This is a genomic window from Bacillus sp. LJBS06 (genome assembly GCF_016924995.1).
In the GTDB taxonomy this organism is placed as follows: Bacteria; Bacillota; Bacilli; order Bacillales; family Bacillaceae; genus Bacillus; species Bacillus stercoris.
In genome coordinates this window covers 3,995,076-4,009,972 of the sequence record NZ_CP070483.1, presented here as the reverse complement: position 1 = coordinate 4,009,972, position 14,897 = coordinate 3,995,076, and the positions used below count along the sequence as shown (strand labels likewise).

17 protein-coding genes are annotated in these 14,897 nt (G+C 47.2%); 15 read left to right on the top strand and 2 right to left on the bottom strand.

From position 1 onward, the window contains the following. The first annotated feature begins 6 nt into the window (after nucleotides 1–6). On the top strand, nucleotides 7–405 hold the full coding sequence (locus tag JQX68_RS20365) for a hypothetical protein (RefSeq protein WP_069150640.1): 399 nt from the start codon (nucleotides 7–9) through the stop codon (nucleotides 403–405). A gap of 42 nt (nucleotides 406–447) precedes the next feature. Here JQX68_RS20365 and JQX68_RS20360 read toward each other — a convergent pair whose 3' ends face one another. Next, nucleotides 448–801 (bottom strand): hypothetical protein, encoded by a 354-nt coding sequence (locus JQX68_RS20360; protein ID WP_014666007.1) that lies wholly within the window; start codon nucleotides 799–801, stop codon nucleotides 448–450. A gap of 247 nt (nucleotides 802–1,048) precedes the next feature. Further along, complete coding sequence (cotNE, locus tag JQX68_RS20355; protein ID WP_014666005.1) at nucleotides 1,049–1,414, bottom strand: inner spore coat protein CotNE; 366 nt, start codon at nucleotides 1,412–1,414, stop codon at nucleotides 1,049–1,051. A gap of 90 nt (nucleotides 1,415–1,504) precedes the next feature. Between cotNE and JQX68_RS20350 the strand changes: the two genes are divergently transcribed. The 14 genes from JQX68_RS20350 to deoR all read left to right on the top strand — a co-directional run bounded on the left by JQX68_RS20350 (nucleotide 1,505) and on the right by deoR (nucleotide 14,861). Then, nucleotides 1,505–1,930, top strand: coding sequence for a DUF3255 family protein (locus tag JQX68_RS20350; protein WP_205440422.1), 426 nt, complete (start codon nucleotides 1,505–1,507; stop codon nucleotides 1,928–1,930). After that, a complete protein-coding gene (locus JQX68_RS20345; protein ID WP_136653975.1) occupies nucleotides 1,920–2,471 on the top strand; it encodes a hypothetical protein in 552 nt (183 codons plus the stop codon). Before JQX68_RS20350 ends, JQX68_RS20345 begins: the two co-directional genes overlap by 11 nt. Before the next feature lie 39 nt (nucleotides 2,472–2,510). Beyond that, complete coding sequence (yidA, locus tag JQX68_RS20340) at nucleotides 2,511–3,323, top strand: sugar-phosphatase (RefSeq protein WP_205440421.1); 813 nt, start codon at nucleotides 2,511–2,513, stop codon at nucleotides 3,321–3,323. 363 nt (nucleotides 3,324–3,686) lie between these two features. Further along, nucleotides 3,687–4,673, top strand: coding sequence for a penicillin V amidase (locus tag JQX68_RS20335; RefSeq protein WP_069150637.1), 987 nt, complete (start codon nucleotides 3,687–3,689; stop codon nucleotides 4,671–4,673). 421 nt (nucleotides 4,674–5,094) lie between these two features. Beyond that, entirely contained in the window at nucleotides 5,095–6,420 is a 1,326-nt protein-coding gene (locus tag JQX68_RS20330; protein ID WP_134976126.1) for an LLM class flavin-dependent oxidoreductase, read from the top strand. A gap of 13 nt (nucleotides 6,421–6,433) precedes the next feature. Further along, the gene (gene snaB / locus JQX68_RS20325; RefSeq protein WP_069838367.1) at nucleotides 6,434–6,931 is read left to right on the top strand and encodes a sulfur-containing aminoacid acetyltransferase SnaB; all 498 of its coding nucleotides are present in this window, start codon (nucleotides 6,434–6,436) and stop codon (nucleotides 6,929–6,931) included. A gap of 24 nt (nucleotides 6,932–6,955) precedes the next feature. Then, complete coding sequence (locus tag JQX68_RS20320; protein WP_014665996.1) at nucleotides 6,956–7,750, top strand: amino acid ABC transporter substrate-binding protein; 795 nt, start codon at nucleotides 6,956–6,958, stop codon at nucleotides 7,748–7,750. Between the two features lie 22 nt (nucleotides 7,751–7,772). Next, on the top strand, nucleotides 7,773–8,447 hold the full coding sequence (locus JQX68_RS20315) for an amino acid ABC transporter permease (protein WP_069150634.1): 675 nt from the start codon (nucleotides 7,773–7,775) through the stop codon (nucleotides 8,445–8,447). A gap of 12 nt (nucleotides 8,448–8,459) precedes the next feature. Then, nucleotides 8,460–9,209 carry an amino acid ABC transporter ATP-binding protein gene (locus tag JQX68_RS20310; RefSeq protein WP_014665994.1) on the top strand — a complete coding sequence of 250 codons (750 nt, stop codon included), beginning with the start codon at nucleotides 8,460–8,462 and terminating at the stop codon, nucleotides 9,207–9,209. Nucleotides 9,210–9,225: 16 nt separating this feature from the next. Continuing rightward, nucleotides 9,226–10,368: an N-acetyl-sulfur-metabolite deacetylase SndB gene (gene sndB, locus JQX68_RS20305; RefSeq protein WP_134976124.1), complete on the top strand. Its 1,143-nt coding sequence runs from the start codon at nucleotides 9,226–9,228 to the stop codon at nucleotides 10,366–10,368. Then, complete coding sequence (locus tag JQX68_RS20300; protein ID WP_205440420.1) at nucleotides 10,365–11,702, top strand: MmgE/PrpD family protein; 1,338 nt, start codon at nucleotides 10,365–10,367, stop codon at nucleotides 11,700–11,702. Before sndB ends, JQX68_RS20300 begins: the two co-directional genes overlap by 4 nt. Nucleotides 11,703–11,772: 70 nt before the next feature. After that, nucleotides 11,773–12,885, top strand: coding sequence for an ethanolamine utilization protein EutH (eutH, locus tag JQX68_RS20295; protein ID WP_134976120.1), 1,113 nt, complete (start codon nucleotides 11,773–11,775; stop codon nucleotides 12,883–12,885). A 72-nt stretch (nucleotides 12,886–12,957) separates the two neighbouring features. After that, nucleotides 12,958–13,785 carry a DUF1206 domain-containing protein gene (locus tag JQX68_RS20290; protein ID WP_071581950.1) on the top strand — a complete coding sequence of 276 codons (828 nt, stop codon included), beginning with the start codon at nucleotides 12,958–12,960 and terminating at the stop codon, nucleotides 13,783–13,785. A 134-nt stretch (nucleotides 13,786–13,919) separates the two neighbouring features. Continuing rightward, nucleotides 13,920–14,861, top strand: coding sequence for a DNA-binding transcriptional repressor DeoR (gene deoR / locus JQX68_RS20285; protein ID WP_205440419.1), 942 nt, complete (start codon nucleotides 13,920–13,922; stop codon nucleotides 14,859–14,861). Nucleotides 14,862–14,897: the final 36 nt, after the last annotated feature.

The following is a 14,897-nucleotide window of genomic DNA, read 5'->3' as shown; positions in this document are numbered from 1 at the left end:
AAAAATATGGGAATTACAAAAAGAGGTGCCGCTTGGGAATGGCTGCATAGCTGGTGGATGCTGTTTATTTTCATGCCTTTTGCCATTACCAGTTTTTTTGCCTTTTTATTTATTGGCATCAAGGTTAGAAATAGAAAGTGGATAATGTACGGAATCATTTATTTTTTCATTTTTGCGTTTGGTTTTGTTTTGCCCGATCTGCCTGGCGTTTTTGTTGTGCTCCCGTTGTGGGCTGTGACCATTATTCACGGCTTTAAAGTGCGCCCGCTGTATTTGATTCAGCTGGATGTCTACAAGGATCATGTGGAGGCACGGGCTTTTGCCGAGGCAAGAAGTGAAGCCGAAAGCAGATTTCATGCGCCGAAACAGTCTATTCAGGATATACATATTCGCAAAGAACAGTAAGAAAAAAGCTCAACACTCGCATTGTGTTGAGCTTTTTCTATCCTACTGCTGGTAGGATTGCTGTTGAAATGGCGTATTTTGGCCGAATGGAAGTGTAGACACATTCGTATTCATCACGCTGGATTGTCCAGTAAGTTCCTGCTGCATTTGGTTGCACATGTTGACAACCTGCTGGCATTTTTGAATCGCCATGTCATGTCCGTGCAGCGCTTGTTGAATCGTATGTGCAGCTTGTTGTTCGTGGTTTAGAATTTGCTGCAGCATTTGGATGTTTTGCTGCTCCTGGTGAAGCATTTGGCGGTATTGCTGGCTGCTTTGCTGTGTTTGCTGAATGAGCTGCTGAGCAGTCTGGCGGCATTGGTTCAGCTGCTGCAAGCCGTGTTGTGTATGATGCATAAATCATTCCTCCATGTGATCGATTGACGTGAGTCGGTATTATCATGCAACTGGCATGAAAAGAAATTCTGTCAAAGAGGAACTACAATTATTTTCCTCGGCCCCTCTGTCTTTGAATGAAAACGGTAAAGATTGTATACTGGGTACAAACCCTTTTTATGTAAATGTTCCGTTTTAACATATAAGAATGGCGGAAAACGAAACCCTGAATTGGGAGAATCGTCTTCCGCTTTTTTTCTTTGTTTGCTCAGAAACCGCCTTCCCCTGCAGTAAATGGGATATTCAGTCTGTTTTCTACTGTGCGGAGGCGCTGATTGAGCCGATTTAAGCGGCGTGTATGGCGTTCAACAGCCTGGCTTAGCTGATTGACCTGTTCGGCAATCCGTGCAATTTCCCGATTTTGACGGCGGTCTTCGTTTGTCAGACGGGTTAATTCTCTCGACTGCTGTTCATTTTGCCGTTCAAGTGCCGCGATTCTTCTTTCCAATGCAGGCTGTCTTTCCATTTGGTATGGCTCGTATATATCCTGCTGTGGATAAGGGCTGTATTCATAGTGGCTATAGTAAGGTTCCTGCTGAGGCAGCTGTGGGCTGTAATATTGATAAGGGTTCATTATGATCAATCTCCTTGTGGGTGAATTCCTTATAACTTATGTAGTCATTGGCACAGTGCCACGGCATTCGCCTAAAAAAAGGAGGAAAGGATGGGGATCTCCTTGAAAAACAAATATGGCATTTTGTTATTTATTGCTGTATGCATGATGGTATCCGGCTGCCAGCAGCAAAAAGAAGAGACGCCGTTTTATTACGGAACGTGGGATGAGGGAATTGCTCCCGGGCCAACGGACGGCGTGAAATCAGCAACGGTCACATTTACCAAAGACGAGGTTGTGGAAACGGAAGTGATGAAAGGAAGAGGAGAGGTTCAGCTGCCTTTTATGGCATATAAGGTGATTTCCCAAAGCGCTGACGGGTCTATCGAGATTCAGTATCTCGGCCCCTATTATCCGCTCAAAAGCACGCTGAAAAGAGGAGAAAACGGGACGTTGATATGGGAGCAAAATGGACAGACAAAAACGATGACAAGAATCGAATCAAAGACCGGCAGGGAGGAAAAAGATGAGAAATAAAAATGCTGAAAGACTGGTGGCAGCGGGACTTGTTTTACATATCATTCAGTGGATATTTATATTATGGGCTTTTCTCAAGGTCAAACATTTATTTAGTGACTATACGATCTATAACCCTAATGTCATCAGCGGCTCCATGCAGTCCTTATCGTTTATACAAATGATGCGCGCTATGGTGTACTCAGGGGCAATCGTGAATTATGTGTTGTTTTTTGCCCTTGTATTGCTTATTTATGGCATCGTGCTTCATGCCATCCTGATCGTTCTGGAAATGGCGGCTTACGTTATGATCAGACGGAATCCTGCATCATCATGGGGGTTCTTTTTCATCGCGGCTGGTGTGAAGCTTGCCATCTTGAATATAACCGGCATTCCGTTTTTAGCTGCCGGCTTTATGCTGATGAAACAGAAAAAAGCAGAAAACGTCGTGAAAACAGAAAGAAAGCGGGAACCGCGAAAACGTATCCGAAGACAAGGGCGGCGTCTAATCCGGAGAAAACCATCTCTTCCGGTTGAATATCAAAAAGGAAAAACGATATGATGGGACTATAGACTGAAAACGACATGAAGGAGATGCAGGATGTACAAACTCATTGCAATTGATATGGATGGAACACTTTTAAATGATCATCATGAAGTAACAGAGGAGATCCGCGACGCGCTTCACGCGGCAAAAGCGGAAGGTGTCAAAATCGTGCTTTGCACCGGCCGGCCTATCGGGGGTGTGCGGAGATACTTAGATGAACTGAATTTAATTGAAGAAGGCGACTATGTCATCGCGTATAATGGAGCGCTTGTTCAAAATACGCATACAAATGAAGTGGTCTCAGAGCTGTCTCTCGGCTATGATGATTTGGCTTCATTATATGACCTGAGCTTAGAGCTGAAGACGCCGATGCATTTCTTTGATTCATCTCATTTGTATACGCCTAACCGGGATATTAGCGAATTTACCGTATACGAATCCTATGTGACACAGGTGCCGCTTCATTTCCGCAAGATTGACGAGGTGCCTAAAGATATCCTCATCCCGAAAGTGATGTTTATTGATAAACCGGAGAACTTAAGCCGCGTCATTACATCGATTCCAAAAGACGTGAGAGAAAAATATACAATGGTCAGAAGCGCGCCGTTCTTTTACGAAATTCTGCACCCGGAAGCCAGCAAAGGAAATGCTGTACGCCAGCTGGCACAGCTGCTTGGAATTGAACAGGCGGAAGTCATGTGCATAGGCGACAACGGGAACGACCTGACAATGATCGAATGGGCGGGCTGCGGGGTGGCCATGGCAAACGCCATCCCAGAAGTATTGGAAGCCGCGAACTTTCAAACACGCTCCAATAATGAACATGGGGTTGCGCATGCAATTCACGAGCTTGTTTTGGCGAAATAATAATGAAATCCAGCCTTTAAGGCTGGATTTTTTGTTATGTTGTGCCCAGCCGGTCTGTAAGCGCCATGAGGCCTTTTTGCGGAATGGACGCTACAACTTCTTTTCCTGCTGCCTTATAATATCAGCGATTGATCATGAAACTGCAACATTTCTGATTGGCTCTGATACAGCAGGGGCTAGTAAAAATAAAAAGGAAGCTTTCACCATAAACATCAGCATAGTACATTGAAAGAATCTCTTCGTCTTTATGCTGGAAGGTGATGTCAATCTTTTGACGAATCTCTTTGTCTTTCGTTATGCTGATAAAACAAGTTGTTCACAAAATGTATGATTTTAGCCTGAATGGAAAGGGGACTGGATCAGATGTGCACAAGTCTTACATTGGAAACTGCTGACCGGAATCATTTATTAGCGAGAACAATGGATTTTGCATTTCAGCTGGGGACGGAGGTCATTCTCTATCCGCGCCGTTACAGCTGGAAGAGTGAAGCTGACGGAAAGGTGCATCAAACACAGTACGCGTTTATCGGTATGGGGAGAAAACTTGGAAATATATTATTTGCCGACGGAGTTAATGAAAGCGGTTTATCTTGTGCGGCGCTTTATTTTATGGGGTATGCGGAGTACGAAAAAACGCTTCGGGGAGACGGCGTTCATATTGCCCCGCATGAATTTGTAACATGGGCGCTATCAGTTTGTAAGTCTTTGGATGACGTAAAAGAAAAGATCCACTCTTTAACGATTGTGGAGAAGAAATTAGATCTATTGGATACCGTTTTACCGCTGCACTGGATATTGTCAGACCGGACGGGACGCAGCCTGACGATCGAACCGAGAGCAGATGGCATCAAAATCTATGACAATCAACCAGGTGTCATGACGAACAGCCCCGACTTTTTATGGCATGTGGCCAATCTTCGGCAATATATAGGATTACGGCCGAAACAATTCGAGAGCAAGGAGTTGGGCGGATTGATGCTGTCCGCTTTTGGCCAGGGCTCGGGTACAGTGGGGCTGCCGGGAGATTATACACCGCCTTCACGGTTTGTCAGAGCTTGTTTTCTGAAAGAACATCTAGAGCCTGCGGCAGATGAAACGAAAGGTGTATCAGCAGCTTTTCAGCTTTTGGCAAACATGGCGATACCCAAGGGTGTTGTGATAACGGAAGAAGACGAAATTGATTATACGCAATACACTTCTGTGATGTGCAGCGACACGGGAAACTACTACTTTCACCACTACGACAATCGGCAAATCCAAAAAGTAAGTTTATTTCATGAAGACCTAGACCGCCTTGAGCCTAAAGTGTTTTCTGCTAAAGCGGAAGAAAGTATTCTAGAACTTAATTAAGATACAATGAGCTGATTTCGGTATGAATCCGGGATCAGCTCATTTTTTTATGCGATGTCTCAGCTTCTGAATGAGTCAAAATGGACCGATCTGCGACGGCGATCACGTGCGTTTATTAGCAAAGAGCAAAAGCGGCGGCAAAACGCGTATGGTCGGAAGTACAGATATGCATTTATATAAAACTTTGAATCAAAACGAGTCTCAGCATCATCAGGCTGTTTTGTAAGGATACAGGTTGCACAAATGCCGTTCCATGATGCTGCGAGATTCTTTTCAGCTTAAAAAGAAAAATTTGATCTTAACTCATTGACAAACGTCCAAGACAAAGGTACATTTTGATTTATTCATATTAAACGACTAGGAATATAGGAGTTTATTTTTCGGATTATTCAGCCTAAAACATGATAAAAGGAGTATCGCCATGACAAGCAAAAAGAAACAAATCAAATTAGGGGTATTTTTAGCAGGCACAGGCCATCACGTCGCGTCTTGGCGGCACCCCGACGCGCCTTCAGATGCGAGCATGAATTTGGATTATTTTAAAGAACTTGCGAAAACAGCGGAGCGGGGCAAGCTGGATATGCTGTTTTTAGCAGATAGCCTATCAATTGACAGTAAATCACATCCAAATGTATTAACAAGGTTTGAGCCATTCACCTTGCTCTCTGCCTTGGCGCAGGTCACATCAAGAATCGGACTGACAGCAACAGCCTCCACTACATATAGCGAGCCGTTTCACATTGCCAGACAGTTTGCGTCATTGGATCATCTGTCCAACGGCCGTGCCGGATGGAACGTCGTCACTTCATCGATTGAATCAACAGCACTGAATTTCAGCGGTGAAAAACACCTTGAACACCATTTGCGTTATCAGCGGGCAGAGGAATTTGTCGAGGTTGTAAAGGGGCTTTGGGATTCATGGGAAGAGGGCGCCTTTATCCGCAATAAAGAAACAGGTGAATTCTTTGAGAAGGAAAAAATGCATGAGCTGAACCACAAAGGAGAATATTTCTCTGTTCGCGGGCCACTGAACGTTTCAAGAACGCCGCAGGGCCAGCCAGTCATTATCCAGGCAGGATCATCAGGAGACGGAAAAGCGCTGGCTGCCAGAACAGCAGAAGTGATCTTCACAGCGCAAAACCACCTGGAATCCGCTCAAGAATTTTATCAATCCATTAAAGAACAGGCTGCGGAATTCGGACGTGATCCAGAAAAAATCGCCATCATGCCGGGTATTTTCCCGATCATTGCTGATACCGAAGAAGCGGCACAAGCCAAATACAAGGAGCTTCAAGACCTGATTATTCCATCCGTCGGTCTGCAAATTCTCCAAAATTATTTAGGCGGAATTGATTTGTCTGCGTATCCGCTTGACGGGCCGCTGCCGAAGCTTGACGCAGAAGCTTCCAATGCGGTGAAGAGCCGCTTCAAGCTTGTTCAGGAAATGGCTGAACGGGACAATATGACGATACGCGAGCTTTACAAATACGTTGCAGGCTCCAGAGGACACCATATCTTCGTCGGCACGCCGGAGCAGCTCGCTGACAAGATGCAGGAATGGGTGGATAAGGAAGCGTGTGACGGGTTTAATATCATGCCTCCGCTTCTACCAGAAGGAATTGAAGTGTTTGTTGATCAAGTGGTTCCGATTTTACAGGAGCGCGGCGTGTTCAGAAAAGAATATGAAGGCACAACATTAAGAGAGCACTTCGGTTTGGAAAAGCCGGTCAACCGCTATGCAAAGTAAGGAGGAACGCTAGATGAAGCCACAATATCGCCTTGCAGTTGAACGTGATGCTGAACAGCTTCTCGAGCTGACATTGCGGGCTTATGAACCGATTCGAAAGCTCGGCATTCGTTTTGCCGCCGCTCATGCGGATTTGGATTTGGTGCTGAAAAATATCCGGAAAAACGCCTGCTACGTCATGGAAGAAGACGGGCGGATCATCGCGACCATCTCCTTAAGAATGCCATGGGGACAGCAGCCGGGACCGTATGGCGTTCCGCATATCTGGTGGTTCGCTGTGGACCCCGATACCGGTAAAAAAGGAATCGGAACTAAACTGCTTCAATGGCTGGAGGAAACAATCCTCCGCGATACGTTAAAGGTTCCGTTTGTCTCACTCGGAACAGCGGATAAGCATCCGTGGCTGATTGAGATGTACGAACGAAAAGGGTATGTCCGCTCAGGTGAACAAGACCTTGGAAAAGGGCATATCACAGTTTATATGAAAAAACAATTGCGACATGATCTATAAAAATAGAAAAGGCGGGAAAATCAAATGAAAATGAAAAAATGGACTGTGCTGGTCGTTGCTGCATTATTAGCGGTGCTCTCAGCTTGCGGCAATGGAAACAGCAGCAGTAAAGAGGATGACAATGTGCTTCATGTCGGTGCGACAGGACAAAGTTACCCATTTGCTTATAAAGAAAACGGAAAGCTGACAGGTTTTGACGTTGAAGTGATGGAAGCGGTCGCTAAGAAAATTGATATGAAACTGGACTGGAAGCTGCTTGAATTCAGCGGGCTGATGGGAGAGCTTCAAACAGGCAAGCTTGACACCATTTCCAACCAGGTAGCTGTGACAGACGAACGCAAGGAAACGTATAACTTTACGAAACCATACGCTTATGCGGGAACACAGATTGTCGTCAAAAAAGACAATACAGATATCAAATCAGCAGACGATTTAAAAGGGAAGACAGTCGCGGCCGTTCTCGGTTCAAACCACGCGAAAAACCTTGAAAGCAAAGATCCTGATAAAAAAATCAATATCAAAACGTACGAAACACAAGAGGGCACGCTGAAGGATGTTGCGTACGGCCGTGTTGACGCTTATGTTAACAGCCGAACCGTATTGATCGCGCAAATCAAGAAGACCGGTTTGCCATTAAAGCTTGCCGGAGATCCGATTGTTTACGAACAGGTTGCATTCCCATTCGCCAAGGACGATGCGCACGACAAGCTCCGCAAAAAAGTCAATAAGGCGCTTGATGAATTGCGTAAAGACGGAACACTGAAAAAACTCTCTGAAAAATACTTTAATGAAGATATCACAGTAGAACAGAAGCATTAAGAAACGGCGGTGAATCACCAGAATGAACACGATTGATTGGGAATTCATGATATCAGCGTTCCCGACTTTAATTCAGGCCCTTCCGATCACCTTGTTGATGGCCATAGCGGCTATGATGTTTGCCATTATCGGAGGACTTATTCTCGCACTCATTACAAAGAACAAAATTCCAGTGCTTCATCAGCTGTCAAAGCTGTATATATCCTTTTTCCGGGGCGTGCCGACACTTGTGCAGCTGTTCTTAATCTATTACGGGCTGCCGCAGCTCTTTCCAGAGATGAGCAAAATGACAGCTCTCACTGCCGCCATCATCGGGTTAAGCTTAAAAAACGCAGCTTATTTGGCAGAAATATTCCGGGCCGCCCTCAATTCTGTTGATGACGGGCAGCTGGAGGCGTGTCTGTCTGTCGGCATGACAAAACTTCAGGCATACAGACGGATTATTTTGCCGCAAGCGATCCGAAATGCGATTCCGGCAACGGGTAATACATTTATCGGACTCCTGAAAGAAACGTCACTGGCCTTTACATTAGGGGTCATGGAGATGTTCGCCCAAGGGAAGATGTACGCTTCAGGAAACCTCAAATATTTTGAGACGTATTTGGCGGTTGCGATCGTCTATTGGGTTCTTACCATTATCTACAGCATGTTGCAGGACTTGTTTGAACGCGCCATGAGCAAGCCATACCGGACTTAGAGGTGAAATCAGTTGATAACAGTAAAAAATATTCGCAAAGCGTTTAAAGATCTCGTCGTGCTAGATGGAATCGATCTAGAAGTGAAGCGCGGAGAAGTGGTGGCGATCATCGGTCCGTCCGGTTCCGGAAAATCAACGCTTCTCCGGTGCTTGAATCTATTAGAACGTCCGGATCAAGGCCTCATTGAAATCGGAGAAGCCAAACTGAACGCGGAAAAATTTACACGCAAGGAAGCACACCGGCTTCGCCAGCAAACGGCCATGGTTTTTCAAAACTACAATCTGTTTAAAAATAAAACGGCTCTGCAAAACATTACAGAAGCTTTAATTGTGGCTCAACACAAATCACGCGACGAAGCAAAACGCATTGGAATGGAGATTCTGAAACAAGTCGGTCTGGAGCATAAGGCTGACAGCTATCCGATCACAATGTCAGGCGGCCAGCAGCAGCGAATTGGCATCGCTCGGGCGCTTGCGGTCAATCCGCATGCGATCTTGCTGGATGAACCAACGTCAGCGCTTGACCCTGAGCTCGTCGCAGGGGTGCTTCAGGTCATCAAATCCATTGCGGAAAAACAAACAACGATGATCATCGTGACACACGAAATGGCGTTTGCAAAAGAGGTCGCTGACCAAGTGATTTTTATGGCAGACGGCCATATTATCGAACAGGGAACGCCAGAAGAACTGTTTGACCATCCACAAAACGAACGGACAAAACGGTTTATCAAGCAGGTGGGAGAGCCTGCAGAGATTATATAAGAAGGGGAGAAGAACAATGGCCGACAAAACGTTTCATACCCGTTTAATCAATATGCGGCGTGATCTTCATGAACATCCTGAACTGTCATTTCAAGAGATTGAAACGACGAAAAAAATCCGCCGCTGGCTTGAGGAGGAGCAAATCGAAATACTGGACGTTCCTCAATTGGAGACTGGTGTGATTGCGGAAATCAAAGGACGGGAAGACGGCCCCGTGATAGCGATACGGGCGGACATTGACGCGCTCCCGATCCATGAACAGACGAACTTGCCGTTTGCTTCTAAGGTTGACGGTACGATGCATGCGTGCGGGCACGATTTTCATACCGCTTCAATTATTGGCACAGCCATTTTGCTGAACCAAAGACGGGACGAGCTGAAAGGTACCGTCCGCTTTATCTTTCAGCCGGGCGAAGAAATTGCCGCGGGAGCAAGAAAGGTCATAGAAGCTGGCGTGCTTGATGGTGTTTCCGCCATTTTCGGCATGCACAATAAGCCGGATCTGCCTGTTGGGACCATTGGTGTAAAGGAAGGTCCGTTAATGGCAAGTGTTGACCGGTTTGAGATCGTCATCAAAGGAAAAGGCGGTCACGCCGGCATCCCGAATAACAGTATTGATCCAATCGCTGCAGCCGGACAAATCATCAGCGGGCTGCAATCTGTGGTCAGCCGCAATATCAGCTCACTGCAAAACGCAGTCGTCAGTATCACAAGAGTACAGGCGGGCACGTCGTGGAACGTGATTCCAGACCAAGCTGAAATGGAGGGGACGGTTCGAACCTTTCAAAAAGAAGCGAGGCAGGCTGTTCCCGAGCATATGAGACGAGTGGCTGAAGGAATTGCAGCGGGCTATGGGGCACAAGCAGAATTCAAGTGGTTTCCTTATTTGCCTTCCGTTCAGAATGACGGCACATTTTTGAATGCGGCATCCGAAGCTGCGGCACGGCTTGGCTATCAAACCGTTCACGCTGAGCAGTCTCCGGGCGGAGAAGACTTCGCTCTGTATCAAGAGAAGATCCCGGGATTTTTTGTCTGGATGGGAACGAACGGGACGGAGGAGTGGCATCATCCGGCCTTTACACTGGATGAAGAAGCCCTTACGGTTGCCTCTCACTACTTTGCGGAGCTGGCGGTTATTGTATTGGAGACCATCAAATGAGCAAACAAGGGCTGACAGCAGGTCTTGCAGAGGCTGTGAGAACGTCACAGCCGGACCATTCAGTTGACGCGATTCGCGAAGCAAAAAAAGGATTACTTGATTTTACTGCCGCTTCATTTGCAGGAAGAGAAGATAAAGGCATTCAAAAGCTCCTCCGTCTGATAGAGGATGAAGGAGGCCTGCCCCTTGTTCCTCTTATCGGACAAGGCAAAAAGGCGGCGCCATTACAATCCGCGATGCTCAATGGATTTATCGCTCATGCATTGGATTTTGATGATGTCCACTCCGATGTAAGAGGGCATCCCAGTGCGGCCATCGTGCCTGCTCTTATTGCTTCTGCCGCTCGCGGACATGACGAGCGGCTTCTTGGCGCTTATGTTGTTGGTGTTGAAGTAATGGCACGGCTGGGCGAATCAATTGGCAGCAGCCACTATGAAAAGGGCTGGCATAATACAGGAACGCTTGGTGCGATTGCAGCCGCCTGCGCCGTAGGTTATGCTGAGGCACTGCCTCAGAAAGAGTTGGAAAAAGCGATTGGTTTTGCGGCTACGCAATCTGCTGGGATGAGGGTACAATTTGGAACAGAAATGAAACCGCTGCACGCAGGTCTGGCGGCTCAGGCTGGCTTGATGGCCGTTAAGCTGGCCCAATCAGAATTTGGCGGGTCCCGTACGGCACTTGATGGAGAAACTGGTTTCTTCAGTCTGTACGGTGATTTGGAAAAAGCACAACACACTTTGCTAAACGATTGGGGCGCACCGTGGAGAATCGTAAAGCCGGGCCTATGGTTTAAAATCTATCCATTTTGTTCCGCGGCACACCATGCTGCAGACGCGGTACGAAAGCTTATCTCTGAAGAAGCCATTTCTGCTGCCAATACCGAGCGGATTGAAGTGGTTTTTCCGCCAGGCGGAGATGCTGCATTGGCGGAACGGTCTCCGAAAACTGGAGAGGAAGGCCGTTTCAGCGTTGAATATGTGATTGCTCTTGCTTTGCACGGACGCGAGCTGACCGTTGATCATTTCAACAGCCAGCCGATCCCTAGCGGAGTTCAAACGACAATTGGGCGAATTCAGCGGGTATATGACAATGCAATTCAGCCAGCTCCTCATGCCGTTCCGAAAGGCCGTTTCACGATTGTCCGGGCCTATTTATCAGACGGCCGAATTTGCGAAGCGCGTGTGGACTGTCCAAAAGGGGCGCCGGGAAATGAGCTGTCGGAAGAAGACATAAAAGAAAAATTGATAGTAACGGTTCCGCAAGAAAAAGCGCGACGCATTATAACAGCTGTTGAAAAAGCCGATATCAAAGAATTTTTAGCTCATATAGAATAAGATTCAGCTCTATTCGATGATTTCAGATGATATGATAAAACCAATCATACGTTTGAAAAAGGAGAAAACCATGACGGTGAATGACGCGGTTGTATTTATTTTGGCTGCCTTTTTACTATGGGGAGCGGCGGATTATTGTTTGGGAAACAGATGGGGGCTAGGCGAGCGGTTTGCGGACGGCTTCAAGGCTATGGGGCCGCTGGCGCTGTCCATGATCGGTATTGTGTCACTGGCGCCCGTGCTGGCGGCAATCCTGATTCCCATTGTTGCTCCGGTTTACACAGCGATTGGCGCGGACCCTTCTTCCTTTGCGAACACCATTTTGGCGATTGATATGGGAGGATATGCGCTGGCCGGAGAAATGGCGAAAGATCCGCAGGCCGGGCTGTTTTCATGGGTGTTTTTAGGAACAATGATGGGACCGGCAATCGTCTTCACGATTCCCGTCGCTCTTGGCATCATCGAAAAAGAGGACCATCCGTATTTTGCGAAAGGCATATTAATCGGGCTGTGCACAGTGCCGATCGGTTGTTTCACCGGCGGATTATGCGCGGGCTTTGACATCGGCATGATAGGTAAAAACCTTCTGATCCCGAGTCTGTTATCTGCTGTGATCGCTTTTGGGTTATGGCGGTATACCGACAGTATGATTCGGTTGTTTCATCTCTTCGGGAAAGCGGTCAGTGTGGTTGCGATTATCGGGCTTGCGGCTGTCTCCGTTGAAACGCTGACAGGCATTGTGCTGATTCCAGGAATGGAGAATGTCGAGACTGGGATACAAACGACAGGGACCATCGCCATTGCTCTGGCAGGGGCGTTTCCGATGACGGCTTTTATTACAAAAACCTTTAAAAAACCGCTTCAGGCTCTTGGGAAATGCCTTCATTTAGATGAGACAGCAACAGCAAGCTTGGTGACCTCTTTGGCGCATCATATCCCGATGCTGGCTTCATTAAAGGATATGACGCCGAGAGGAAAGGTCATCAATGTTGCGTTTGCGGTCAGCGGCGCCTTTGTACTCGGCAGCCATCTCGGTTTTGTAGCCGGAATGAAAAAAGAAATGGCGGCGGCCATGATCATTGGAAAAGTAGCTGGCGGAGTCACAGCTGCCGCGGCGGCTGCTTGGATGATGCCTGCACAGTCAGCTGATCAGCAAAAACGTATCTCAGCCGGCCACAGCTGAGGCAGAAGCTGTTTCAACTTTGTCCAATCGGGAATGTTACAGTAAAGATTTCTGTGAAAGAGGGTTGGACACATGGCGGGGAAAGACCAGTACGTGTCAAAAATAAAACAGGAAACCAAGCCTTGGATCAAACGATTCGGTAGGCTTGGTTATTTTGCATTCGGCGGCGTTTTTATTCTGCTTGGGATTTTGGCATTTATGACGGCTGCCGGGGCAGGCCGCGCGAAAGACTCGAGCGGAGCGCTCCAAACGCTATCACACATGCCGTATGGATCGTTATTGCTTTTTTTAATAGGTGTCGGCCTTATCGGCTATGTGATCTGGATGGTGTTAAGCGCGATCAAGGACACGGAGGGCCACGGAAACAGCAGGCGCGGCCTGTCACGGAGAATAGGAAACTTTTTCAGTGCCGCCGTTTACGCATCCATCGCTTGGAATGCCTTGCGATTTGTGTTTGGCCAAGGGAAAGGCGGCACTTCAGAACAGACGTGGTCAGCTTACATATTGGCGCAGCCGTTCGGCCAATGGCTTACAGGGCTTACGGGTGCGGGTTTTATCGTATTTGCGATTGTTCAATTTATGAAAGGCGTTCGGGCTGCTTTTATGAAAGAATTCGATACGTCAAAAATGAACAAACAGATGATATGCATTACGAAAAACACCGGACGCGCAGGCAATATCGCCCGGGCCATTATTTTCTCGGCTATCGGCTATTTTCTCATCAAAACAGCCATGACCGCTGATCCCGACGACACAAGAGGCTTTGACGGCGCGCTCGCCGAACTCGCGCAGCAGCCGCATGGCAAATTGATTCTATCTATATTAGCGTTAGGCCTAATCTTATATGGAATGTATGCCATTATGAAAGGCATTTATCAGCATATGTCATGGGAGAAGTGAGCTCTGGGCGGGTCCGCGCCAAGAGCGTTTTTCAGTTTCTCAGAAATCAGGTGGATGAAAGCTGGCGCCAGCCTGTATAATAAAAGCAAATCAAAAGCAGTTTTCATCAGGACTGATCCACAAGGAGGTGCGGAATGGATCGGGAAAAACAACAATTAAGCATAGAAGCGGCAAGGCTTTACTATCAGTCTGACTACAGTCAGCAGCAAATTGCTGAGCAGCTCAACATTTCAAGGCCAACCGTTTCCCGGCTGCTGCAATATGCAAAGGAAAAAGGGTATGTCCAGATTCGCGTCATGGACCCTTTTGAAGATTTGGATGCGCTCGGTTCAATGCTTGAAGAGAAATATGGTCTCCTCGAGGCGCATGTTGTGTTTTCCCCGACACCCGATTATGCAGGAATTACACATGACCTAAGCCGCTATGGTGCAGAATATATGCATGAAACGGTAAAAGACGGCGACATTGTCGGCGTCAGCTGGGGAACCACCATGTATCAAATCGCGCAAAACATGCAGCCGAAGCAGATAAAAGGCGTCGAGGTCGTCCAGCTGAAAGGCGGTATCAGCCACTCGCGGGTGAACACGTATTCCGCTGAAACGATTCAGCTGTTTGCGGAGGCTTTTCAAACGATGCCGCGCTATCTTCCGCTTCCCGTCGTGTTTGATAATGCGGATGTGAAGCGAATGGTAGAGAAAGACCGTCATATTGAGCGGATTATTGAAATGGGCAAGCAGGCGAATATCGCTCTCTTCACGGTGGGCACTGTCCGTGACGAAGCGCTGTTGTTTCGGCTCGGATATTTTAACGAAGAAGAGAAAGCCCTGCTGAAAAAACAGGCCGTTGGGGATATTTGTTCACGCTTTTTTGATGCGAAAGGGGATATTTGCAGCAGTGCCATCAATGACCGGACCATCGGTGTTGAGCTTGAAGACCTCAGACTGAAGGAACGCTCGATTTTAGTGGCCGGCGGAAGCAGAAAAGTATCTTCCATTCACGGAGCATTAAACGGAAAATATGCCAATGTTTTAATCATTGACCAGCATACTGCAAGGGTGCTTGTTAATGATTTGTGACACGTTCAAACCGTTCGCTGAACAAAATTTCAATTA